The organism is Rhizobium mesoamericanum STM3625 (assembly GCF_000312665.1).
Lineage (GTDB): Bacteria > Pseudomonadota > Alphaproteobacteria > Rhizobiales > Rhizobiaceae > Rhizobium > Rhizobium mesoamericanum.
Genome location: NZ_HF536772.1, coordinates 1,938,101 through 1,960,213 on the forward strand (window position 1 = coordinate 1,938,101; position 22,113 = coordinate 1,960,213).

Here is a 22,113-nt window from a genome sequence, read left to right on the forward strand (position 1 = left end):
ATGTTAAACGGGTGCGATCAGAGCGCGAAAAAATTCGCAAATCAGCGAGATAGAGCGGTCGCAATGAGCGTCAACTGCGACCTTAGGTAGGAGAGTGCTTTCGTCCGATCACGTTCCGCAGAAGGTCTGCAGCACGCGTTCTTCCGGCTTCGGCGGCTCCATGTATGCCAGAAAGTCAGGTTGATCGTCATAGGGCTTGGAGAGGACCGCAAGAAGTGCCTCGAAGAGCGAGAAGTCCGCATCCTCGACGGCGGCGTTGATCGCCTGCTCGATACGATGGTTGCGCGGAATGAAAGCGGGATTGACAGCGCGCATCGCCGCCCTTCGGTCGGCTGCGGTCCGACCACTGTCACGGGTCAGACGATCGCACCAGCGGGCAAGCCATTCGCGCGCGCCTTCCGGCTCGCGAAAAGTCGAAAGGAAGAGTGCCTCGCCATCTCCAGGGGCGGCGCAGTCGCAAAGGCGGCGCAACGCGAGGGTAAAGTCGGCTTGGCTCGCCTGCATCGCTGCAAGCAGCGACTGAATGAGGTCCAGATCGCTGTCTTCGACGGTCGCCAAACCAATCTTCTCGCGCATGCCGCGCAGCCAGTGGATCTGGAAGCGCTCGCCGTATTGCTGGATCACGGCGTTGGCGAGTTCGACGGCCTTCTCCGCATCCGCATTAAAAAGCGGCAGCAGGGTTTCCCCGAGTCGTGCTAAATTCCATTGGCCGATGCCCGGTTGGTTGGCATAGGAATAGCGCCCGCCCTGGTCGATCGAGGAAAAGACGGTGCGCGGATCATAGGCGTCCATGAAGGCGCAGGGGCCGAAATCGATCGTCTCGCCCGAAATGGTCATGTTGTCGGTGTTCATGACACCGTGGATGAAGCCGATGTGCAGCCACTTGGCGATCAATGCCGCCTGCCGTTCGCAAACGGCCTCATAGAGTGCAAGGTAGGGATTGTCCGTGTCCTTGAGGTGCGGGTAGTGCCGGTCGATCACGTAGTCTGCCAACGCCCGCACGCCGTCCGTATCACCGCGCGCGGCAAAGAACTGGAACGTGCCGACGCGGATGTGGCTCGCGGCAACACGGGTGAAGACCGCACCCGGCAGGATGTTTTCGCGATAGACGGGCTGGCCTGTCGAAACCGCGGCGAGCGCTCGGGTTGCCGGCAGGCCGAGAGCATACATCGCCTCGCTGACGATATACTCCCGAAGCACCGGGCCGAGCGCGGCACGTCCATCGCCGCGGCGGGAATAGGCCGTCTGGCCTGCCCCCTTCAGCTGGATATCGCGCCGCTGACCGTTGCGGTCGATGACCTCGCCAAGCAGGATCGCCCGTCCGTCGCCGAGCAGCGGGACGAAGGATCCAAACTGATGCCCGGCATAGGCCATAGCCAGCGGATCCGCGCCTTCGGGCACGAGGTTGCCCGAAAAGATCGCAGCGCCGTCTCTCTTGAGCGCCTCGATATCTAGGCCGAGTTCTTCGGCAAGCGGTTCGTTCAGCTTGATCAGCCACGGCTCGGCAGCCTGCGAGGGAGCCTGGCGCGTAAAGAACTGCTGCGGCAACCGCGCGTAGCTGTTGTCGAAGGCGAAGGGGGCGGCGGGGCGCGTGGATTCTTGCAGAGCTTGGGTCATGCCCCATAGGTAGGGTTCGGCACCGATTGTCGCAAGCAAGAAGCGGTTTGGTCAAAATCCTTTCCGGCAGACAGGATTATGAAACGTTGCTGTGCGACACCTGATCAGGCACGATCTCAGCCATTCCCGGACGGCACGGCTGCCTTTCCATATGAGCATAACGGCGCCACATTTGCGGGCGTATACAAAGATCTCAAATCTCCCTTTGGCATCACGCCATACCATACCGCGGCTATCGCTTCCGCGTGGCCACGTCATTTCGAGTGATCCCTGACGATGTCGGATCAGATCTACCAGGCAGCGACTATCGCGCGCGCCAAGGCGAATTTCCGCGTGATAGCGATGATCGTGGCAAGCGCCATGTTTATGGAGCAGCTCGACGCTACCGTTCTGGCAACGGCGCTACCGACCATGGCGCGCGACTTCGGCGTCAGCGCTCCGTCGATGAGTATTGCGCTGACCTCCTATCTTCTCAGTCTCGCAATCTTCATTCCGGCCAGCGGTTTGATTGCCGATCGCTTCGGCTCGCGCACCGTCTTCCGCTCGGCGATCGCTGTCTTCGTGGCAGGCTCCATCTTCTGCGCGCTTTCGCCCAATCTCCTCTGCCTCGTCCTGGCGCGGCTTCTGCAGGGGCTTGGCGGCGCGATGATGCTGCCGGTCGGTCGACTCGTCCTCTTGCGTAGCGTCAGCCGCAAAGACATGGTCAACGCCATGTCATGGCTGCTCGTGCCGGCCCTGGTCGGCCCGATCCTTGGTCCACCGGTCGGCGGTCTGATCGTCACCTATCTCGACTGGCGCTGGATCTTCTATATCAACGTGCCGATCGGCATCCTCGGCTTCACTTTGGTCTCGATCTTCATCGAGGATTTCAAGGGTGAGGCGAAGCGCCCATTCGATATGGTTGGTTTCATCCTCTCAGGTATCGGGCTCGGCTCCCTACTGTTTGGTTTCGAAAGCTCGAGCCGTCCGGGCGAGGGCGCTTTCTCGGTGTTCCTGATCGCCGTCGGAATGCTTTTCGGCATCGCCTACCTCAAGCACGCCCGGCGTCATCCGTCGCCAATCATGGATTTCTCGCTGATGAAGGTGCCGAGCTTCGGTACCTCGGTCATCGCGGGATCGCTGACCCGCATCACGCAGGGCGCGCAGCCGTTCCTGTTGCCGCTCTATTTCCAGCTCGGCTTCGGCTTGTCGGCCGCCAAGGCCGGCCAGTTGGTCACTGCTGCCGCCCTCGGCTCCATGGCGATGAAGGCGGTCGCGCCCCGCGTGCTGCGCCGTTTTGGTTTTCGCAACAGCCTTGTTGCGAACGGCGTGATCGCCACCTTCGGCTACGCGCTCTGCGCCGCCTTCCGTCCGGATTGGCCGCTGGCGCTGATCTTCGCGATCCTCGTCATGTGCGGCTTCTTCATGTCATTCCAGTTCACGGCCTACAATACCGTGGCTTACGATGAGATCGACCGCGATCGGATGAGCTCGGCAACCAGCTTCTACACGACGTTCCAGCAGTTGATGCTGTCACTCGGCATCTGCGTCGGCGCGCTGGCACTGCACACATCGATGATGGTCAACAGCAGCGAGACGCCGCAGCTTCGCGATTTCTCCACAGCCTTCCTTGTCGTCACCGCTATCTCGGTCACGGCGACGTTCTGGAACTTGCGTTTTTCGCGAAGCGCTGGCGCCGATATCAGCGGTCACCAGGTTGGCAAGGCGGCACACGCCGTCGAGCACTGAGCCAGGACGGAGACTATCCGTCCTCCATCTGAGCCGCCATCTCGGCGAGTTTGCGCACCGTATTGAGATTACGCGTCGTTCCGGGTTTCAGGGCTGGTAGCTTCAGCTTCGACTTGCCGGAACCAACAGGGAAATGGACATAGATTTCACGTCCTGCCAAAACAGCCTCCTCGCCATCCGGCGCGACCATCTTGTCGAGCGCATCGTCCGGCGCTGGTTGCGGCAGGAAGCTCACAAGCAGATAGTTGGGCTTGGCGTCAGGGAAGGGCGCGTTGGCGACGATCGCTTCCAGTTCCTTGCGGCTGCGCAGCAGCACGCCGGGCTTCTTGCCGAGCAGCATTCCAAGCGCGTCGTCGAGCTTCTGCTCGACCTGCGCCTGCGCCTCGTTTGCGCGAAACAGGACGTTGCCGCTCTGGATGTAGGTCTTCACATCGCTAAAGCCGAGCTCTTCGCAGACGGCCTTCAGATCAGCCATGGGCAGCTTGGCCGTGCCGCCGACATTGATCGCTCTCAGGAGCGCCACATAGACCGTCAAGGGTTCCTCCAGCCGTTTACATCTTGCCCGCGACCTTGATGGCGAAGGCGTATTCGAAGGCGATCTCCTCGAGGCGCTGGAAGCGCCCGGATGCTCCGCCATGGCCGGCATCCATGTTGGTCTTCAACAGGATCGGCGCCGAGCCGGTCGTCTTTTCTCGCAGCCGCGCCACCCACTTTGCCGGCTCCCAATAGGTAACGCGCGGATCGGTGAGGCCGCCGAGCGCCAGGATCGGCGGATAGGCTTTGGCGCTGACATTGTCGTAAGGCGAATAGGCGGCGATCTGCTCGTAGTCTTCCTTGCTCTCAATCGGGTTGCCCCATTCCGGCCATTCGGGCGGCGTCAGCGGCAGCGTGTCGTCGAGCATGGTGTTCAGCACATCGACGAAGGGAACGGCGGCAATCAGGCCGGCGAATTTCTCTGGAGCCATGTTGGCAACGGCGCCCATCAGCATGCCGCCGGCCGAGCCCCCCTCGGCAATGATCCTGGCGTAGGAGGTGAATTTCTCCTGATTCAAATAGTCAGCGGCGGCAATGAAGTCCTTGAAGGTGTTGGTCTTCTTCTCCATCTTGCCGTCTTCGTACCAGGCAAAGCCCTTGTCCTTGCCGCCGCGGATATGGGCGATTGCATAGACGAAACCACGATCGGCGAGCGACAGGCAGTTGGTGTTGAATCCGGCCGGAATGGTGATGCCGTAGGCGCCATAGCCATAGAGCAGGCAGGGCGCGGAGCCGTCGAGGGGCGTATCCTTTCGATAGAGAAGGGTGACAGGGACTTGTTCGCCGTCCCAGGCCGGGGCGAAGACGCGGCGGGTGACGTAATCATCCGGATTGTGGCCGGAGGGCACCTCCTGGGTCTTCAGGAGCGTGCGCTCGCGCGTCACCATATTGTAGTCGTAGAGCTGCGACGGCGTCGTCATCGACGAATAGGAAAAGCGGATGACGTCGGTATCGTACTCCGCCGCCCCCTGTAGGCCGAGCGAATAGGCCTCTTCGGCAAAGGTGATGGCGTGTTCCTCGCCGGTGCGACGGTCTCGGATGATGATCTGCGGCAGGCCGTCCTTACGCTCCAGCCAGAGCAGATGGCGCGCATAGGCCATGTGGCTGATGATCAGGGTGCCCGGCTTGTGCGGTACGACCTCGCGCCAGTTCGCCTTGCCTGGGTTTTCAACCGGCGCCTCCATGATCTTGAAATCCTTGGCGTCGCCATCGTTCGTCAGGATGTAGAAGACGTTACCGCCCTCCGTCATCGAATATTCGATGCCTTCCTCGCGCTCCGCCACCAACTTCGGCTCCGCCGTCAGGTCCTTGGTGGAGAGCAGTCGGTATTCCGACGTCTCGTGATCATGGATGTCGATGTAGATAAAGTCGTCGAGCAGCGAACCGCCGACGCCCATGAAGAAGCCCGCATCCTTCTCCTCGTAGACCAGCCGGTCTTCGGATTGAGGCGTGCCGAGAATGTGGTGGAACACCTTCGAGGGGCGGTGGTTCTCGTCGAGCGCCGAGTAGAAGAAGCTCTTGCCGTCGGGCGCCCAGACGCCGCCCCCGCCGGTGTTTTCGATCACGTCGGCCATGTCCTGGCCGGTCGTAAGATCGCGCACTCTCAGCGTATAGAACTCCGAGCCCTTGTCATCATAGCCCCAGATGCCACGGCTGTGGTCGGTCGAGTGGTCGAGGCCGGCGAGCCTGAAATATGCCTTGCCGGCGGCCTCCTTGTCGCCGTCGAGCAGAACGCTGCGGATCGCCTCGTCCTTGACGTCGCCGTTGCGCGGAATGCGGAAGTAGCGCGGCTGTTCGCCGCCGGTGACGAAGAAGGTGCCGTAGGCAAAGTCGCCGTCCTTCATCGGTACTGAGCTGTCGTCCTCCTTGATGCGGCCGCGCATTTCGGCAAACAGCGTTTTCTGCAGCGCCTTGGTGTCTTCCATCGCCGCGTTCATGTAGACATTTTCGGCTTCCAGGTGCTGACGGATCGCGGGATCGAGGGTCGACGGATCCTTGAACATCGCCTGCCAGTTGTCGGCGCGCAGCCACGCGTAGTCGTCGGTCCGCGTGATGCCGTGGCGCGTATCGGAGAGCGGCTTCTTGGCGGCGACGGGCGGGTTCGGCAGGTTCGTGAAGACGGTCAAGGAAGGCTCCGGATACGTGATGTCAGGTGGGCAAGACATAGAGACGCGGATGTCTTGGATCAAGCGCCGAAGACAGCTCTGTGGCAAAACCGAAGGAACGCTCATGTTGCCTTGATGTCACCACATTGTTTAAGAAAGTCCGCTACGTCGCCCGGAAATTGCCCCTTGTACGACTGCGGAAACCTCGGTTCTCCACAGGCGAGTCCGGAATGAGAATGCAAAGGAATCCCACCGTAATGCCAAAAAGTCTCGTGTTGCTTCTGTCCGCATTTAGCCTTGCTTTTCCAGCCTTCGCAGTCGATCCCGCAATCAAGAAGCAACTCGAAAGGCTCGATCCCGCGACCCGTCTCGAGCAGAGCTGCGACACGGAGGCCATGAGCCGAATCAACAAAGACGATACTGGTTACAAACCCGATAAGGTGATTGCCTATACGTTCAAGGATCCGGTCCCCAGCGACGACAAGCTGGAGGCGCCCGGCGCGGTATTCCGCAGCAAGGGCGATTGGTATCATCTATCCTATACCTGCATCACCGGTCCGCAGCACATGAACGTCCGCGATCTGCAATACACGATTGGCGACAAGGTCCCGCGCGAGAAGTGGGAAAACTACTATCTCTATGATTGAACGCCTGGTGGAGGGGCCTTTCCCAGCTTTGCCTTTGTGAAGCCTTAGTCCTCTGGCATCTGCTCCTTCGATGATGCTCGCGCAAATCACGAGCGGCGCCAAACCACGTGGCGCCGGCGCGCGGCGTGCGTTATGCAATGCTTGAACCATGAACGGCTTCTCTTTGGTATGAATCGTCTTTTTCTTGCTTCGGCTCTGGTGATCGCCTCCGTTTCGGCGGCTTCTGCGGCCGCTCTTCCTGCACCGGCCAAAGCCGCGCAAGCGTCCAAGGCCGTCGAGCCGAAGTTGGTCGAGCCGCGACTGCGTATTGGCGCGTCTGGCATCGATGGTCACGCGCGCGTGGCGCTGACGTTCGACGCCTGCATGGGTCAAGCCGACGACCGCATCCTCACGGTTCTGATCCGCGAGCGGATCCCCGCGACGATCTTCGTCACCGCGCGCTGGCTAAAGCACAATCCACAGGCGCTCCAGGTGTTCCTTCAGAATCCCGATCTCTTCGAGCTCGAGAACCACGGCCAGAACCATGTCCCAGCCGTTGACAAACCGGTGTCGATTTACGGTATTGCCGCCGCCGGGTCGCCGGAAGCGGTGCGCCAGGAAGTCCAGGGCGGCGCCGATGCAATGGTTGCGGCCGGTATTGCCCCGCCGCACTGGTTCCGCGGCTCGACGGCCAAGTACAACCGCTCCTCGATCGTGCAGATCCGTGAAATGGGATACCGCATCGCCGGTTACTCCGTGAACGGCGACGGCGGCTCGCTCCTCGGCGCCAGTGTCACGGAAAAACGGATTGCGTCAGCCAAGGACGGCGACGTGGTGATCTCCCACATCAATCAGCCGACGCATGCCGCTGGAGAGGGCGTTGCCAAAGCGATCATCGACCTGAAGGCCAAGGGCGTCGAATTCGTCCGCCTACAAGATGTCGAGGACATGGGCGACGACCAGACGACGCAGTGAGTTAGGATCGAGTGGCGGTGTGGCAAGCCTATCAGAGGCGCTGTCCAGAAGACCGGAGTGCGAGATCGCTGCCTCGGGCCGCCACCGGTAGCTAATTGATCACAGGAATCCCGGATTTCACGGACAGTCGCCATAGCTGGGCGACGCCTTCGCCATGGGCCGAAGCCATGCCGGACGGTAAGCTCGTTGATGCAGCAACCACCAGAGCATCGGTCGTGGCCAAATCGTCGGATTGAGCGACCTAGTTCAGGGCGGTCTGCCGGGGTTCGCCGCTCACCCTCGAACGTCGCGTCACCCCGGCTGCGTCGCGATCGAGAGCGAAATCATCGAACCAGTCCCGGTATCCTCCGCCAATCATTGCGCCGATAACCTGCGCAGCGAGATAAGAGAAGGTGATACCGTTGCCGCCGTAGCCGCAAGCGGCATAGACCTGTGGCATCGAGGGAACCGGACCGATTAGCGGCAGCCCGTCCGACGTTTCGCCGAAGGTGCCGCACCACGCCGTCGCGACACGTGTGTCGGCCCGTGACCAGAGCCGCTTCATCTTCTCCCGGATTGCCATGACCTTCTCGGCAAGCTTTGCGTCGCGGGCGGCAGGATCGATGGTGTCGTCATCCTCACCGCCGGCGATGATCCGTCCGTCCGTCGTTGTGCGCATATAGAGGTAGGGGTGGCTGTCTTCCCAGATCAGCACCTGATCGCGCCAGAGCGCGGCCGGATCCTGCGGGACTGTTGCCAGTGCCCAACTCGATGTTGTTCGATGCAGTTTCGGCATCTCGATCCCTGGCATCACATAGCCGGTGGCCAGCACCGCCGTTTTCGCATCGATTACGAACGATCCATCGGTCTCCGCCGATACAGATCCGCCTTCGCTATGGAGCCTGGTGACGGAAGCGCCGATAAGACGTGCACCGTGCTTCACCGCAATGTCCAGCAGCCCCCAGGTCAGGAGCAACGGATCTGCTTCCGCAGAGCCGCGGGAGAGGATGGCCGCATCGCGATCGAGTTCGAACTCGGTGAAGAGATCGCAATGCTCGAGATAACGGCTGGGCAGACCGGCCCGGCGACGAAGCTCGACCTCTCGAAGAAGATCGCCCGCGCCCTCCTGGTTGCTGGTCAGCAACAGCGATTGCCGTGGCAGCAGATTGCAGGCAATGCGGTTTGCGACGATCAGCTTGGAGAGGCCTGCGACCGAGGCTGCACTCCGCCTGTAGATCCCGACGGCGCGGTCGAACCCGTAGAAATGCTCAAGTTCGCCGAGCGTTCGGTCCGTCTCCCATTGAAGCATGGCCGTGCTCGCCCCCGTGCTGCCAAGGCCAGGCGTTTGGCGGTCGACGATCACCACGGAAAGCCCGCGTTCGGAAAGGAGCTGGCCGATCAGCGCACCGGTAATCCCGCCGCCGATGATCATCGCGTCGACCTTGAGATTGTCCTGAAGTGGCTGGTAGGCGGGTTTCGTTCCGGCGTGGCTCCAGGCGGAGGCGCCGCTCTTCAGCCGGTTCTGGCTGGACTCTGCAAGATCGATTTCGGCCATCTGACGCGTCTTACCTCAATTATTTCGGCAATTGCGGCTGTATTTTCTCTTCGATGAAAAGTTCATCGATGATGGTCATGACAATCAGCGATAGTGGTAGGGCAAGCATAGCACCAACCGCGCCCCACATCCAAGTCCAGAACAGAATCGCCAGAAACACGATGAAAGGGTTGATTTCCAAGCGCTTGCCCATGACAGCCGGGAAGATTAGGTTCTCCATGACGAGGTGGACGATGAAGAAGGCCGCGGCCGGCGCTAGACCCATCACGAGGCCGTCATGCGTGAGAATGCCTGCGATTGCGACGGCCAGCGTCATGGAAGCAATGCCGAGATAGGGTATGAAGCTCGAAAGAAAGGCAAAGAAGCCCCAGAGCACCGGTGCCGAAAGACCGCCGAAATAGGCGATCACCATCATCATCACACCGAGGCATGCATAGATCAACGAAGCCGTTGCAAAGTAGAAGCCGAGAACCTGTTCGACGCCGTTGATTACCCGGATCGCGGTAAGCCGCTCTGAGCGCGTCCTGAAGACCATGATGATCGATCTACGCAGGCTGACGCGTCCGGCAAGGAAGAGCAGCAGCGCGGCGAAGAAAATCAGCGCCTGGACAAGGGCAGGGGTCAGATTGGCGCTGATGAGATGCAGCACGTTTCCGGTATTTTCGAGGAGCTTTTCGCTCGACATCGAGCCGCCCTGGAAGGTCTCGGGCGTAATGTGCAGCCACCTGATCCGCTCGAGATAGGGCATAATCCGGTTGAAGGTCTTCTCGACAAAGGCCGGACCCTCATTGGCAAGGGTTGCCAGCGGTCCGGCAAGCGAATTGGCGACGAAGACGATCACCAGCGCGACGCTGGTCGACAGGATGACGGCGTTGGTGATGCGCGGCACGCCAAGCTTGCTGAGTTTCTCGGCGAGCAGACCGAGGATCATGCCGACGACGACAGCAAGCGTCACCGGGACGAGAATGAGCGACATCATGTAGATAGCCGAAAGAGCCAGCACCGCAAAGATACCGATGACTGCCCAGGCCATGGTGATATCAAGCCCGTCTTTTTCGACGCGGCGCGTCGGCGCCTGCGGCATCTCCTCCGTGTCTTGGCTCAGTTTTTCAGCCCATGCACTGACAGGGCGTTCGCCCATCGAGATCTTGCTGGCCTGTTTGCGGATGCCGTTGGCAATTCCCATCGCTGGTTCCCGGAAGCCCTATGCTTCGCGACGGAAACGCATCGAAACGCCTTCAGGTTCCTGAGGGGTCAGGCAGCGAGCGTCAGCCCGATGCCCCAGGGATCGTGCAGGAAGACGCCACCATTGCGCCTTTCGCTCTTGATCTCGAGTTCATCGAGCTTGGCGACGGCTTTGTCGAGCGAAACCTTGTCGTTGAAGCGAAGCGTGTAGTCCGAGAGGCCGGTCATGCCGTCCGCGCGGGTTCCGGCGCCGCGGCTGTTCCAGATGTTGGCGGCGACATGATGATGGTAGCCGCCGGTCGCAAAGAAGCTGGCGCCTGGACGTTGCGCCATCAGCTTCAGGCCGAGCACATCGCGATAGAAGGCATCGGCCTCCGGGATATTGCCGACCTGCAGGTGGATGTGGCCGATGGCCGTGCCGTCGGCCATGCCGGCCCAGGCATCGTCAGGCGCGACGCTGTTGTAGAGCGACTGGAGATCGAGGCGAAGCGTCGCCATTTCCACTTGGCCGTCTTGATGGAATTTCCATTGCTCGTGCGGACGGTCGGCATAGATCTCGATACCGTTGCCTTCCGGATCGGAGAGATAGATCGCTTCGCTGACGAGGTGATCGGAAGCGCCATCCAGGACGACGTTGTTGTGTGCGGCGTGGCGCAGCCAGCGGGCAAGCTCCGTGCGGCTCGGCATCAGGAAGGCCGTGTGGAAGAGGCCGGCGGCATCGCGGGGTGCGACGCGGACATGCTTGCCTGTCGTTAGGCTTAAAAGCGGCGTGCCATCGACGCCGAGAACCTCGCCGCTGGCGCTTTTCTCGATGACACCAAGGCCAAGCATGGACTGATAGAAGCTGGAAACCAGCGGCAAGTCGGTGACGACGAGATGCGACTGGTCGACATAGGCAGGGCGCGTCAAAGCGTAAGAGGTTTCAGTGGTCATTCGTCTTTCTCCTGCCACGGATGGGAAAGGCTTACCGGCGATGGCGGCGAAGGCGCCGCCCGTAGCCAATACCAAGGAATTTTCGCCGATCCAATATGCCTCAGAGGTCCTTGGTTGCTGTACTTGATCCTTATATGACCCATTCCGATTGTTCACAGAAGGCCAGTTTTTGGCGATTCAGCGTTCGGCGATTGTTGACGATAATCTGAGCCGATCTTGATCTTGATCAAAGCGCCTTATTTATCTCCTGAGAAGATGTGGGCAGTTAGAAACGGCGCCGCTGGAGGGCCTGAATGTATAAGAAAATCATCGTTCCGATCGAAATAGGCGCATTGGACCGTGGTGAAAAGGCCTTCCGCAAAGCATCTACGCTTCTTGATACCGGAGGTGAGATTGTTTTGCTCAATGTAGTCGAAGAGGTGCCCACCTATGTTGCAATCGATCTGCCGGCCGAGCTGTTGCAGAACGCGGCCAACGACGCCGAGGAAAAACTCGGAAGGCTGATCCGCACCTGTGGCATACCGGCAATGATCGAGATTGGTCACGGCCGCCCAGCTCATAGCATCCTCGCCGCCGCAGAAGCGCATGGTGCGGATCTCGTCATAATCGCTTCACATACCCCCGACTTCAGCAACTACTTCATCGGCGCCACCGCCGACCGTGTCGTCAGGCATGCCAAATGCTCGGTGCTGGTCGATAGGCAGCGCTAAGAAGAACAACGGCAAAGGACCGATGGAGGAACATCCATGACCGACATGCAGACCTATGAGAAGATTCTGCGCGACCGGCAGCGCGAGCTGGAATCACGGTTGAGCCGCATCGACGTCGATCTCGGGCGCACCAAGGAGCAGGACAGCGACGATCGCGCGACCGAGAGCGAGAACGATGAAGTGCTCGAGGGACTAGGCCAGGCCGGCCAGGAAGAACTGCGCGCCATCGGCGCCGCCCTCGACCGGATCGCGAAGGGCACGTACGGCACCTGCGTTCGCTGCGGCGAGCCGATCTCCGAGGAGCGCCTTGGTGCCGTTCCTTATGCACCCCTTTGCGAGGATTGCATGGGTTGATTTGTTTGTCATGTTTCAAGGGTCGCCGCTTTCAGGGCTACCCTCTTGCTTTGCGTCCATTTATCTCCATGCGCAAAAATCGGGTCCATATCTCACGAAGATTTAATGGTCCGCCATCTCTGTTGTGTTGCCTGCCCACCGGTTCGGTGCGACGATCGGGTGGAAAGGTGAGGGGTCCCCGGCATGACAGAGTTCAACGGTATTCGCTGGGCTTACGACAAATATGAGCTGATCGCCGATGGCGTCGTGCACGGCATCGGGCTTGCTTTCGCGCTGATCGGTGCGACCGTCCTGATCTTTTATGCCACGCTTTGGAGTTCCTATGGCGAACTCGCCGCTGCCTGGATCTATAGTATCGGGCTGGTGCTGACGATCGGAATCTCCTTCTCCTATAACGCCTGGCCGGTTTCGCGGACGAAGTGGTTCCTTCGCCGTCTCGATCATTCCTCGATCTTCATCCTGATCGCCGCCACTTATACGCCCTTCCTCGAGCGCGGTGCCGACAACCCGCTACTGTTATCCATGCTGATCGGCATCTGGGCGATCGCGGCGCTCGGCATCTTCTTGAAATGCGCCTTTCCGGGCCGCTATGACAAGCTTGCTATCCTTCTCTATCTCGGCATGGGGTGGAGCGGCATCCTGGTTGCCGGGCCCGTGGCGGAACGCATTCCCTTTGTATCAATGCTGCTGATCCTTGTCGGGGGTGTCATATATTCTCTAGGCGTCATCTTTCACGTGTGGGAGAAGCTGCGCTTTCAGAATGCCATCTGGCACGGTTTCGTGGTGGCCGCGGCAGCCGTGCACTATTCGGCGGTACTCACCTGCTTCAGCATGGCGAACGCTGGTCTCTGATCATCACGTTCAGCCGAAGCTTGCATGGCTATTGTCCATGGCGCCGTGATTACCCACCTTGGCGCGGACAGTCGCTCCTGCGCTCGATCTAGCTGGTTTACAATGCTGAATGCCGGGCGTATGCCGCTCCGGAACCGAACTGAAACTGGACCTGATATGACTGACGCCGTTCTCGTGCGCGATGCCATCGAAACCGATCTGCCGGCGATCCGCGATATCTACAATGACGCTGTCGAGCACACGACTGCGATATGGAACGATACGCTGGTTGATCTCGACAACCGTATCGAATGGTTCAGGGCTAGGAAGACAAAGGGCTTCCCGGTCATCGTTGCTGAGAAGGATGGCAAGATTGCAGGCTATGCCTCCTACGGCGACTGGCGGGCCTTTGATGGCTACCGCCACACGGTCGAACACTCGGTCTACGTCGACAAGGAGTGCCGTGGCGCGGGCATCGGTGAATTGCTGATGCGGGCTCTGATCTTGCGAGCCGCCCAGGCCAACATCCACGTCATGATCGCCGGCATCGAGGCCGCAAATACGGCGTCCATCAAACTCCATGAAAAGCTTGGCTTCCGCGTCACGGGAACCTTCCTGGAAGTCGGTACCAAGTTTGGCCGTTGGCTGGATCTGACCTGCATGGAGCTTAGGGTCACGAAGTGAGCCTCATCGTTCTCACCGGCGCTTCCGGATCGGGCAAAACGGCGATCTCCAAGGCGGTTGCTGCCCGCTTCGCGGGTGTGATCGACGTCTACCATTTCGATGACATCGGTGTTCCACCGCTCTCTAGGATGGCTGCAGACTACGGCTCGCCGGCCGGCTGGCAGCGCGCCATGACCTTCAAGTGGTTTGAGCGCCTCGCGCAGGCGCAGCACGCTGGCCGCAATCAGCTACTCGAAGGCCAGATGCGCCTTGCCTTTCTGGAAGAAGCGGCAGCAGCAACAGGCATCGCCTATTTGCCGCTGCTGGCCGATTGTGATGACGAAACACGAAGGCATCGCCTGGCGATCGAGCGCCGCCAACCAGAGCTTGCCAACGCCGAAATGATGATGTGGGCGTCCTTCCTGCGCCGCGAGGCCGTGGCGAAGAAATGCGCGATACTCGACACGTCTCGCTTGTCACTGGATGAAAGCGTTCGCGCGGTCTCTGAGCGCTTCTGAAGGTATTTCCGAACTGGTCCGTGGGCCAAGCGCTACTCTTCAGGCTCGAACACCATTGCGTGGCCGTTGATGCAATAGCGCAGACCGGTCGGCGGCGGGCCGTCGGGAAAGACATGGCCAAGATGGGCATCGCACGTGCCGCAGCGGATTTCCGTGCGGATCATGCCGTAGGTTGTATCGCGATGTTCGGTCACCGCGTCGGGCGAGACCGCTTCAAAATAGCTCGGCCATCCGCAACCGGCATCAAACTTCGTATCCGAGCGAAACAGCGGCGAGTTGCAACCGACGCAGCGATAGAGCCCGGTTTCGAACGAATCCCAATAGGGTCCTGTGAAGGCACGCTCGGTGCCGTGCTGCCGGGTGATCCGGTATTGCTCGGGGGTTAGCTGTTTTTTCCATTCCGCGTCGGTCTTGTGAACTTTGGCGATTGTCGTATCGGCCATGGCTTGTTCCTTTCGCGTCGGGGCGGCATTGATTTTCGACAGCAATGTGGTGTGGAAAGCCATATCGATCAAGGGACACGGAGCTCGTCGACGCAGCATCCCGTCCGGCAAAAACTGCGATCCCTAAGAAGGCAGATCGCCGCGCAGGCCTAAAGCGCACACCACCTCGGTTGGTATCGCTTCAACGAACGCCTCGAAGGTGCCGCGGCACGTCACGGACCCGAAACAACCGTTCCCTGTGATTTTCTGCTGTTGCCGGTTGCTCTTGGTCGAACAAGACTTGTGACAGCGCGCTTGTTCTCGTACACCTGACGGGACTTCCGGCTTTGGCCGGCTCCACGAAGCGTCGCCAGCAGAGGAGGGGCATATGGCCGGTGTCACGGCTTTGACATTTGCGGCCTTGTGTATGCCACTTCTCGGCGCCGTCCTCGCTCCCTTTCTCGTTCGCGTCCTTGGTGCCAATGCTGCGTGGCCGCTCTCGCTCGCACCTCTCCTGGCCTTTGCGCACTTCGCCAGCCTGCTGCCAGCGATCTCAGATGGCGAGGTGATTACCGGCGGCTATGCCTGGGTGCCGAGCTTCGACCTCCGTTTTTCCTGGCTGCTCGACGGCCTTTCAGTGACGTTCGCGCTGCTGATTACCGGGATCGGCGTGCTGATCGTGCTCTATTCCGGTGGATACCTGAAGGGGCATCCAAATCAGGGGCGTTTCTTCTCCTTTATCTTCCTGTTCATGGGAGCCATGCTCGGCATCGTCGTATCTGACAGCCTGCTGATGCTCGTTGTCTTCTGGGAACTAACGTCGATCACGTCCTTCTTGCTGATCGGGTTCGACCATGAGCGCGAGGCTGCCCGTCGCGCGGCCTTGCAGGCGCTCGTCGTCACAGGCGGCGGCGGCCTTCTGCTGCTAGCCGGCCTCCTCCTGATCTGGAGCACGACGAACGCCACCGACCTGTCGACGCTGCTGCAGGCCGGGGACCTCTTGCGCGCCAATCCATACTACCTGCCGATCCTGATCCTCATCCTCGGCGGTGCATTCACCAAATCGGCGCAGTTTCCGTTTCACTTCTGGCTGCCGAACGCAATGGAGGCGCCGACGCCGGTCTCCGCCTACCTGCATTCGGCGACGATGGTAAAGGCGGGTGTCTATCTCCTGATGCGGCTCAATCCTGTCATGGGCGGGACGCTGGCGTGGGAGACCTTGCTGCCGCTCTTCGGGGGCGTGACGCTGATCGTCGGCACGCTGCTTGCGATCCGCCAGACCGACCTCAAGCTGCAACTCGCCTATACGACAGTTTCCTCCCTTGGCCTTCTTGTGTTGCTGACCGGGTTCGGTGCGCCCTATGCCATCGAGGCCGCAGCGCTCTACCTCGTGGCGCATTCACTCTTCAAGGGCGCGCTGTTCATGGTCGCCGGCATTGTTGACCATGAGACCGGCACGCGCGACATCACGAAACTGCGCGGCTTGCGGACGGCGATGCCGCTGACTTTTGCCGCCGCACTCGCCGCCGCGATTTCCATGGGCGGTCTGCCGCCATTCGTCGGCTTCCTTGCCAAGGAAGAGATTTATGCCGCGCTGGCGCATGCAAACCCGCGATCAATCGTCTTTACGCTGGTTGCAGTGGTCAGCAATGCGCTGATGTTCGCGGTTGGTTTCGCTGTGGCGCTCAAGCCATTTCTCGGGCCGGTCCTGAAAACGCCAAAGCACCCGCATGAGGCACCGCCGCTGCTGTGGGGCGGCCCCATCGTGCTGGCGCTATTGGGCCTTGTCGGTGCGATATTCTCTGCGGCTACGCACCGCTACATCACATCTCCGACGGTATCCGCTATCCGTGGATCGTCGAGCGTGATCGAAATTTCTCTGATCCCACACTTCGGAGTGCCGCTCCTTCTTTCTATCCTGACAATCGCGCTGGGCACTCTTGTCTATTGGTGGATCGGTCTGGCGCGCCTGACCGTGGCGACTATACTGCGCAAGCTCGGACCGGGACCGGACCGCGGGTTCGACTACTTTATCACCGGTCTGATCAGGCTGTCGGTCCGCGTGACGCGTTTCGTCCAGCCGGGGCGACTTGAACTCTACATCACCTGCACCTTCCTCTGCGTTGCAGCCACCCTGCTCGTTCCGCTTTGGCTCTTTGGCGAAATGCCGATGCTGCCTGCCTGGCCGTCGCGCGTCCAGATCCACGAAGGGGCTATCTTCCTGCTCGCTGTCCTCGGCCTCGTCAGCGTCGTCATTGCGCGCGACCGGCTGACGGCGATCGTCTCGCTCGGCGTCCAGGGCTTCTCTGTCGCCATCATCTTCCTGCTGTTTGGCGCGCCCGACCTTTCCTTCACGCAGTTCATGGTGGAGACGCTGTCCGTCGTCATCCTGGCGCTGGTCATGACCCGCCTTCAATTGTCGCCGACGGATCGGCGGCCGCTCGGCCAGACGATATTCGACGGCAGCATCGCGATTGCCTGCGGCTGCGGCTTCTCGCTTCTACTAATGAAAGCCACGCAGACGCCTTTCAACAGCGCTCTGACGGAGTTCTTCAGCACCTACTCAAAGACGATCGCGCACGGCGCCAACGTCGTAAACGTCATCATCGTCGATTTCCGCGGCACAGACACGTTGGGCGAAATCGCGGTCGTCGCCATCAGTGGCGTTGCGATCCTCGCCCTCATCCGCATCCGCGCCCAGACCGAGCGCAAGCTAGCGGAAAACGATCCCGACGTGCCTGAGGATCTGGGAGTCGAGCGCCCGTGAACACGCTGATCTTCCGAACGATCGCTCCGGTGCTGACGGCCTTGATGCTGCTCTTTTCCATCTTCGTCCTGCTGCGCGGCCACAACGAGCCGGGAGGCGGTTTCATCGGCGGGCTGATTGCGGCCTCGGCGCTGGCGATCTTCGGCATTGCCCGCGGTGTCGGCGCTGTGCGTCGGGCCATTGTCTTCCATCCCTTGTCGATTTCGGGTGCCGGCCTGCTGATGTCCTGCTGCGCCGGCCTGCTGTCGATCGTCTTTGCCATGCCGTTTATGACCGGGCTTTGGATCTATCCCGAAATATCGGGTGTCGACCTGCCGCTCTCGACCGTCATGCTGTTCGATATCGGGGTTTATCTGGTCGTCGTCGGCGCCATCACGTCGATCGCGCTGACGCTTGAGGAAAGGGAGGTCGAGTGATGGAGCCGTTGTTTGCGATTCTCGTCGGCCTGTTCTTCGCCGCGGCGATCTATCTGATGCTGTCGAAATTCTCGATCCGGATCATGCTTGGCATCGCTATCCTCGGCAACGCGGTCAACCTGTTGCTGTTTACCGCTGGACGGCTGACGCGCGAGGTGCCGCCTATCATCCCGGCAAACCTCGATACGCTCCCCGAAGGCGCCGCCAATCCACTGCCACAAGCGCTGATCCTGACAGCGATTGTCATCTCCTTTTCCTTCCTTGCCTTCCTGCTGGTGCTGACCTACCGCGCGTATCAGGATATCGGCACCGACAATACCGACGAGATGCGTGTCGCCGAACCTCTCGATCCGCCGCTGCCGCCGATGGGGTACTAGATGACCGCCCCGACGAACACGACCACCGATCTCTCGGCTGCGATGGTCACAGCGCCGGTGCCACTGGAGAACTGGCTCATCATCGCGCCTGTCGCGCTCTGCATCACGCTCGGCGCCGTGCTTCTGATGATGCGCAGCTCCATGCGACTGCAGGCGCAAGTCGCCATTCCGGGCCTCGCCGTTTTGGTCTTGCTGGATGCCTCGCTTTTGGCAAAGGTCGTCGCGCGTGGTCCTATGACAATGGTGATGGGACGCTGGCTTCCGCCCTTCGGCATCGCCTTCACCGTCGATCTCTTCGGCGCGCTCATGGCCCTGACCGCCGCCATCGCGGCGCTTACCGTCGGTCTTTATGCATTGAATGACGTCACCGAAAGCGGTCGCCGATATGGTTTCTTTCCCTTGCTGCTGCTTCTGATGGCAGGCGTTTCCGGGGCGTTCCTGACCGGAGACGTTTTCAACCTCTATGTCTGGTTCGAGGTGCTTCTTATTTCGTCCTTTGGCATGCTGATCCTAGGCTCTGAGCGCGGGCAGATCGACGGGGCGATGAAATATGCGGTGCTGAACCTGATCGGTACGACGCTGTTCCTGATCTCGGTCGGTATCGTCTACGCCGTTTTCGGCACGCTCAACATGGCCGATATAGCGGGCAAAGTAGAAACCGTACACGACAGCGCGCCGCGGATGACGCTCTCGGCCCTCGTGCTGCTGGCTTTCGCGATTAAGGCCGCAGCCTTTCCGGTCAATTTCTGGTTGCCGGCCTCCTATCACACGCCGCGCATCGTTGTGTCTGCGCTGTTTGCCGGGCTACTGACCAAGGTCGGACTCTACGCGCTCATGCGCATCATGGTCATGGTGCTGCCGGTCGAGCGTGAGCAATTGAGCCTGCTGATCGCCGCGGCGGGGGCTGCGACAATCATTATTGGCGCGCTCGGGGCGCTGGCGCAGGACGATATCCGCAAGCTTCTCGGCTACGTCGTGATATCGGGCATTGGCAACATGCTGGTCGGTATTGCGCTCGGCACGCCGGGCGGGCTCTCGGGGGCAATTGCCTACGCCCTGCATTCGATGGTGCTTATGACGGCGCTCTATCTCCTGGCCGGACAGGCGGCCGCACTTTCCGGCAATTTCTCGCTTGCCGGTCTTGGCGGCCTCTATCGTCGCAGCAGCACCTTTGCGGCGGCTTCCTTCATTCTCTTTGTCGCCGCCTGCGGACTGCCGCCCTTTTCCGGCTTTTGGCCAAAGGTAATTTTGGTCAGGGCTTCGATCGACGTCGGCGCCTGGTGGCTGACCGCCGCGATCCTGGTCGGCGGCTTCCTGCTGACGGTCGTCTTCGGGCGAGTCTTTCTGCTCGCCTACTGGCGGCCGGCAGCGGGGCCGCAAACGGCAGCGTCCATCGGCTGGCAGGCGGGATTGCCTCTGTCCATACTGACGACCCTGGTTGTCGTGTTCGGAATACTGCCCGAACGGCTGCTGCACATGGTGCAGGTCGCAGCGAACGGTCTAATCGATCCGACGCCCTATCTCCAATCGGTCTTCTCCGCTGGAGCGATGCCATGATCGCCTTGTTGATCAACCTCCTGCTTGCCCTTGCCTGGGCTGCGATCACCGGCAGCAGCACGCCCGACAATCTCCTGTTCGGGTTTGTATTGGCCACTTTATGCCTGTCCGTCATCCGTAGGTCCTATGGCGGCAAAGGATATCTTCGCCGATCGTGGGCGATCGTGCATCTTGCCCTGCTGTTTCTAAAGGAATTGGCGATCTCGGCCTTGAAGGTCGCCATTGCGGTGCTGAGGCCCAAAATGCGGCTGCAACCCGGCATCTTCGCCTTTACGCTGACTGTCGACCGCGATTTCGAGATAACGCTGCTCGCCAATATGATCACTCTGACGCCGGGCACGCTGTCGGTCGATGTATCAGACGACCGCAAGACACTATACGTCCACGCGCTGGACTGCGCCGATCCCGAAGCGACCAGGCGCGACATCGCCAACGGATTCGAACGCCGGATCATGGAGGCATTCCGATGATCACGCCGCTTACCATTGTCTCTGCCGCCGCCGCGGTCGCTCTTGTGATCCTCGGCCTGGCATTCCTCCTGGTCGGCTGGCGGGTGCTTGCCGGCCCGACGCTGCCCGACAGGGTCCTGGCGCTCGACACGCTGTCCGGCACGGCGATCGGCTTCATCGCTGTATTGGCGGTCAAGACAGGCTTCAACCTATACATCGACATTGCTATCTCGCTAGGTCTGGTTGGCTTCCTGGCGACGATCGCCTTCGCACGTTTTGTAATATCGCGCGGCACCGTTTCAGAATGGGACAGCGAAAAAAGGGCGAGTGCCCCGAAAAAGCCCAAAGTGGCAGCCAAACGCAGCGGCGCAAACGAAAGAAAGGGCAAGGGATGATGGACTATACGGTCGCGCTCGCTGTTACATTCCTGCTGCTTGGGGGCTCCTTGTTTGCACTTGTCGCCGCTCTCGGTATCGTGCGCTTGCCGGACCTTTATACGCGCATGCATGCCTCTTCCAAGGCTGGAACGGTAGGTTCCGGCATGCTGCTCGTTGCCGCCGGTGTCGCGTCGGGCGAGGTCGCAGTCTTTGCACGAGCGCTCGCCGGTTTCGTCTTTTTTCTGTTAACGGCGCCGGTTGCCACGCACCTTCTGGCTCGGGCGGCCCATAGAACAGGATATCGTCTTTGGCCGCAGTCGGTGCGCGATGACCTCGCTGAAAGATGAGAGCGCTTCCGATTCAGTATTTTAAGTTGATTTTTGCACCCTTTTGCAGATTTCTTAATGGTTAATGTTTGGGTCTGGTGCAGACAATTCTTGCGAGTTGGCCATTTTTCGGTAGATATATACGAAATAATAATTGGCGTTTTCGCAAAACGGTGATATTTGGAGTTCAAGTAGAGTTCTGATATTGAATTAGAATCACGTTGCTTATTTCCTCGTTGGCTTTGCATTTCACTGTTTAATTGAGGAAGTAGCCTGCGTGACGGCGTACTAGTTCGAAATCAGGCAGTATAAGAAACGGGTTTCGGCCTCAGGAATCTAGGGGTGGATTTCAGTTTTTCGAAACAGGTAGCCGTAGCCTGAGTTTTTTGCTGTTTGCTCTACGATGACGGTCTTGGCTGACGAGGCTTAGACCTTTGGAGCATTGAAACAGGAGAAACGTATTATGACGGATACTGCAGCCGGTAGCGGGCCGGAATTGCTGGTGGAGCTTACCGCAGATATTGTTGCCGCCTATGTCAGCAACCATGTGGTCCCGGTTGGCGATCTCGCTAACTTGATTTCGGACGTGCATTCAGCGCTGAGCAATACATCGGCGCCACAACCTGCAACGGCCGTTGTCGAAAAGCAGAAGCCGGCTGTCTCGGTGCGTAAATCCGTTCAGGATGAGCAGATCACCTGCCTGGAATGCGGCGGCAACTTCAAGTCGCTCAAGCGTCACCTGATGACCCACCACAGCCTATCGCCGGAAGAATACCGGGAAAAATGGGAACTTCCCGTCGACTATCCGATGGTAGCGCCAGCCTATGCTGAAGCGCGTTCGCGTCTTGCAAAGGAAATGGGGCTCGGCCAGCGTCGCAAGCGCGGACGCGTCTGATCGTTGCCGAGGATTGGATCCTGCGGAGCCGGGCGGAAGCCCGGCTTTTTGCGTTTTCGGCGTGACCGAACGTGCGATTGCCGCCGGCGACAGCTGCTTGCCGTTTTCACTCGCGGCCAGTTGTAGCCGCAGATCACCGCCTCCTGCCAACCGCGTGATGCAAACTGCGCGAACGGCTCGCGGCGCCATGGCCAAGCTGACCAACAGCGGGATA

The 22,113-nt window shown here is 60.1% G+C and carries 23 protein-coding genes; 16 read left to right on the plus strand and 7 right to left on the minus strand.

The genetic code is table 11. From position 1 onward, the window contains the following. Positions 1 to 108: 108 nt before the first annotated feature. On the minus strand, positions 109 to 1,617 hold the full coding sequence (locus BN77_RS09400) for a protein adenylyltransferase SelO (RefSeq protein WP_040677667.1): 1,509 nt from the start codon (positions 1,615 to 1,617) through the stop codon (positions 109 to 111). Positions 1,618 to 1,893: 276 nt separating this feature from the next. On the opposite strand from BN77_RS09400, the gene BN77_RS09405 reads away from it, so the two are divergent. Beyond that, complete coding sequence (locus BN77_RS09405; RefSeq protein ID WP_007530951.1) at positions 1,894 to 3,345, plus strand: DHA2 family efflux MFS transporter permease subunit; 1,452 nt, start codon at positions 1,894 to 1,896, stop codon at positions 3,343 to 3,345. Between the two features lie 13 nt (positions 3,346 to 3,358). Here the strand turns inward: BN77_RS09405 and BN77_RS09410 are convergent, their stop codons facing one another. Continuing rightward, on the minus strand, positions 3,359 to 3,880 hold the full coding sequence (locus BN77_RS09410) for a DUF1697 domain-containing protein (RefSeq protein WP_007530954.1): 522 nt from the start codon (positions 3,878 to 3,880) through the stop codon (positions 3,359 to 3,361). A gap of 16 nt (positions 3,881 to 3,896) precedes the next feature. Then, a complete protein-coding gene (locus tag BN77_RS09415; protein ID WP_007530957.1) occupies positions 3,897 to 6,005 on the minus strand; it encodes a S9 family peptidase in 2,109 nt (702 codons plus the stop codon). Positions 6,006 to 6,241: 236 nt separating this feature from the next. Here BN77_RS09415 and BN77_RS09420 point away from each other — a divergent pair, with 236 nt between their 5' ends. Then, positions 6,242 to 6,631: a DUF930 domain-containing protein gene (locus BN77_RS09420; RefSeq protein ID WP_007530960.1), complete on the plus strand. Its 390-nt coding sequence runs from the start codon at positions 6,242 to 6,244 to the stop codon at positions 6,629 to 6,631. Positions 6,632 to 6,799: 168 nt separating this feature from the next. Beyond that, entirely contained in the window at positions 6,800 to 7,585 is a 786-nt protein-coding gene (locus BN77_RS09425) for a polysaccharide deacetylase family protein (protein ID WP_007530962.1), read from the plus strand. Between the two features lie 241 nt (positions 7,586 to 7,826). Here the strand turns inward: BN77_RS09425 and BN77_RS09430 are convergent, their stop codons facing one another. The 3 genes from BN77_RS09430 to BN77_RS09440 form a co-directional block, all read right to left on the minus strand. After that, on the minus strand, positions 7,827 to 9,119 hold the full coding sequence (locus tag BN77_RS09430; protein WP_007530964.1) for an NAD(P)/FAD-dependent oxidoreductase: 1,293 nt from the start codon (positions 9,117 to 9,119) through the stop codon (positions 7,827 to 7,829). A 19-nt stretch (positions 9,120 to 9,138) separates the two neighbouring features. After that, positions 9,139 to 10,305, minus strand: coding sequence for an AI-2E family transporter (locus BN77_RS09435; protein ID WP_007530967.1), 1,167 nt, complete (start codon positions 10,303 to 10,305; stop codon positions 9,139 to 9,141). 68 nt (positions 10,306 to 10,373) lie between these two features. Next, entirely contained in the window at positions 10,374 to 11,237 is an 864-nt protein-coding gene (locus tag BN77_RS09440) for a VOC family protein (protein ID WP_007530969.1), read from the minus strand. 293 nt (positions 11,238 to 11,530) lie between these two features. Between BN77_RS09440 and BN77_RS09445 the strand changes: the two genes are divergently transcribed. The 5 genes from BN77_RS09445 (at position 11,531) to BN77_RS09465 (ending at position 14,313) form a co-directional block, all read left to right on the plus strand. Then, the gene (locus BN77_RS09445) at positions 11,531 to 11,947 is read left to right on the plus strand and encodes a universal stress protein (RefSeq protein WP_007530970.1); all 417 of its coding nucleotides are present in this window, start codon (positions 11,531 to 11,533) and stop codon (positions 11,945 to 11,947) included. 36 nt (positions 11,948 to 11,983) lie between these two features. Then, positions 11,984 to 12,301, plus strand: coding sequence for a TraR/DksA family transcriptional regulator (locus tag BN77_RS09450; protein ID WP_007530973.1), 318 nt, complete (start codon positions 11,984 to 11,986; stop codon positions 12,299 to 12,301). 183 nt (positions 12,302 to 12,484) lie between these two features. Continuing rightward, positions 12,485 to 13,153 (plus strand): PAQR family membrane homeostasis protein TrhA, encoded by a 669-nt coding sequence (trhA, locus tag BN77_RS09455; protein ID WP_007530975.1) that lies wholly within the window; start codon positions 12,485 to 12,487, stop codon positions 13,151 to 13,153. Between the two features lie 156 nt (positions 13,154 to 13,309). After that, positions 13,310 to 13,816, plus strand: coding sequence for a GNAT family N-acetyltransferase (locus BN77_RS09460; protein WP_007530978.1), 507 nt, complete (start codon positions 13,310 to 13,312; stop codon positions 13,814 to 13,816). Beyond that, positions 13,813 to 14,313, plus strand: coding sequence for an ATP-binding protein (locus BN77_RS09465; RefSeq protein ID WP_007530980.1), 501 nt, complete (start codon positions 13,813 to 13,815; stop codon positions 14,311 to 14,313). Before BN77_RS09460 ends, BN77_RS09465 begins: the two co-directional genes overlap by 4 nt. 32 nt (positions 14,314 to 14,345) lie before the next feature. Here the strand turns inward: BN77_RS09465 and msrB are convergent, their stop codons facing one another. Continuing rightward, positions 14,346 to 14,756 (minus strand): peptide-methionine (R)-S-oxide reductase MsrB, encoded by a 411-nt coding sequence (gene msrB, locus BN77_RS09470; protein WP_007530982.1) that lies wholly within the window; start codon positions 14,754 to 14,756, stop codon positions 14,346 to 14,348. Between the two features lie 367 nt (positions 14,757 to 15,123). Between msrB and BN77_RS09475 the strand changes: the two genes are divergently transcribed. The 8 genes from BN77_RS09475 to BN77_RS09510 all read left to right on the plus strand — a co-directional run bounded on the left by BN77_RS09475 (position 15,124) and on the right by BN77_RS09510 (position 21,899). Beyond that, positions 15,124 to 17,502 carry a putative monovalent cation/H+ antiporter subunit A gene (locus BN77_RS09475; RefSeq protein WP_007530984.1) on the plus strand — a complete coding sequence of 793 codons (2,379 nt, stop codon included), beginning with the start codon at positions 15,124 to 15,126 and terminating at the stop codon, positions 17,500 to 17,502. Further along, on the plus strand, positions 17,499 to 17,918 hold the full coding sequence (locus tag BN77_RS09480) for a Na+/H+ antiporter subunit B (protein ID WP_007530986.1): 420 nt from the start codon (positions 17,499 to 17,501) through the stop codon (positions 17,916 to 17,918). Before BN77_RS09475 ends, BN77_RS09480 begins: the two co-directional genes overlap by 4 nt. Next, entirely contained in the window at positions 17,918 to 18,295 is a 378-nt protein-coding gene (locus BN77_RS09485; RefSeq protein WP_007530987.1) for a Na+/H+ antiporter subunit C, read from the plus strand. The genes BN77_RS09480 and BN77_RS09485 overlap by 1 nt, the downstream gene beginning before the upstream one ends. Continuing rightward, entirely contained in the window at positions 18,296 to 19,852 is a 1,557-nt protein-coding gene (locus BN77_RS09490; RefSeq protein WP_007530990.1) for a Na+/H+ antiporter subunit D, read from the plus strand. Beyond that, positions 19,849 to 20,322 (plus strand): Na+/H+ antiporter subunit E, encoded by a 474-nt coding sequence (locus BN77_RS09495; RefSeq protein WP_007530992.1) that lies wholly within the window; start codon positions 19,849 to 19,851, stop codon positions 20,320 to 20,322. Before BN77_RS09490 ends, BN77_RS09495 begins: the two co-directional genes overlap by 4 nt. Next, positions 20,319 to 20,696, plus strand: a complete 378-nt coding sequence (locus BN77_RS09500; protein ID WP_007530994.1) for a cation:proton antiporter — start codon at positions 20,319 to 20,321, stop codon at positions 20,694 to 20,696. Before BN77_RS09495 ends, BN77_RS09500 begins: the two co-directional genes overlap by 4 nt. After that, positions 20,693 to 21,025 carry a monovalent cation/H(+) antiporter subunit G gene (mnhG, locus tag BN77_RS09505; protein WP_007530996.1) on the plus strand — a complete coding sequence of 111 codons (333 nt, stop codon included), beginning with the start codon at positions 20,693 to 20,695 and terminating at the stop codon, positions 21,023 to 21,025. The genes BN77_RS09500 and mnhG overlap by 4 nt, the downstream gene beginning before the upstream one ends. Before the next feature lie 442 nt (positions 21,026 to 21,467). After that, positions 21,468 to 21,899 (plus strand): Ros/MucR family transcriptional regulator, encoded by a 432-nt coding sequence (locus BN77_RS09510; protein ID WP_007530998.1) that lies wholly within the window; start codon positions 21,468 to 21,470, stop codon positions 21,897 to 21,899. Positions 21,900 to 22,113 lie beyond the last annotated feature (214 nt).

Excerpts from the sequence above, each read along its gene's own strand:
- BN77_RS09475 (WP_007530984.1), top strand. The coding sequence starts at position 15,124 with ATGGCCGGTGTCACGGCTTTGACATTTGCGGCCTTGTGTATGCCACTT.
- BN77_RS09450 (WP_007530973.1), top strand. The coding sequence starts at position 11,984 with ATGACCGACATGCAGACCTATGAGAAGATTCTGCGCGACCGGCAGCGC.
- msrB (WP_007530982.1), bottom strand. The coding sequence starts at position 14,756 with ATGGCCGATACGACAATCGCCAAAGTTCACAAGACCGACGCGGAATGG.
- BN77_RS09500 (WP_007530994.1), top strand. The coding sequence starts at position 20,319 with ATGATCACGCCGCTTACCATTGTCTCTGCCGCCGCCGCGGTCGCTCTT.
- BN77_RS09400 (WP_040677667.1), bottom strand. The coding sequence starts at position 1,617 with ATGACCCAAGCTCTGCAAGAATCCACGCGCCCCGCCGCCCCCTTCGCC.
- BN77_RS09435 (WP_007530967.1), bottom strand. The coding sequence starts at position 10,305 with ATGGGAATTGCCAACGGCATCCGCAAACAGGCCAGCAAGATCTCGATG.
- mnhG (WP_007530996.1), top strand. The coding sequence starts at position 20,693 with ATGATGGACTATACGGTCGCGCTCGCTGTTACATTCCTGCTGCTTGGG.
- BN77_RS09490 (WP_007530990.1), top strand. The coding sequence starts at position 18,296 with ATGACCGCCCCGACGAACACGACCACCGATCTCTCGGCTGCGATGGTC.
- BN77_RS09440 (WP_007530969.1), bottom strand. The coding sequence starts at position 11,237 with ATGACCACTGAAACCTCTTACGCTTTGACGCGCCCTGCCTATGTCGAC.
- BN77_RS09460 (WP_007530978.1), top strand. The coding sequence starts at position 13,310 with ATGACTGACGCCGTTCTCGTGCGCGATGCCATCGAAACCGATCTGCCG.
- BN77_RS09485 (WP_007530987.1), top strand. The coding sequence starts at position 17,918 with ATGGAGCCGTTGTTTGCGATTCTCGTCGGCCTGTTCTTCGCCGCGGCG.
- BN77_RS09495 (WP_007530992.1), top strand. The coding sequence starts at position 19,849 with ATGATCGCCTTGTTGATCAACCTCCTGCTTGCCCTTGCCTGGGCTGCG.
- BN77_RS09425 (WP_007530962.1), top strand. The coding sequence starts at position 6,800 with ATGAATCGTCTTTTTCTTGCTTCGGCTCTGGTGATCGCCTCCGTTTCG.
- BN77_RS09430 (WP_007530964.1), bottom strand. The coding sequence starts at position 9,119 with ATGGCCGAAATCGATCTTGCAGAGTCCAGCCAGAACCGGCTGAAGAGC.
- BN77_RS09445 (WP_007530970.1), top strand. The coding sequence starts at position 11,531 with ATGTATAAGAAAATCATCGTTCCGATCGAAATAGGCGCATTGGACCGT.
- BN77_RS09420 (WP_007530960.1), top strand. The coding sequence starts at position 6,242 with ATGCCAAAAAGTCTCGTGTTGCTTCTGTCCGCATTTAGCCTTGCTTTT.
- BN77_RS09510 (WP_007530998.1), top strand. The coding sequence starts at position 21,468 with ATGACGGATACTGCAGCCGGTAGCGGGCCGGAATTGCTGGTGGAGCTT.
- trhA (WP_007530975.1), top strand. The coding sequence starts at position 12,485 with ATGACAGAGTTCAACGGTATTCGCTGGGCTTACGACAAATATGAGCTG.
- BN77_RS09405 (WP_007530951.1), top strand. The coding sequence starts at position 1,894 with ATGTCGGATCAGATCTACCAGGCAGCGACTATCGCGCGCGCCAAGGCG.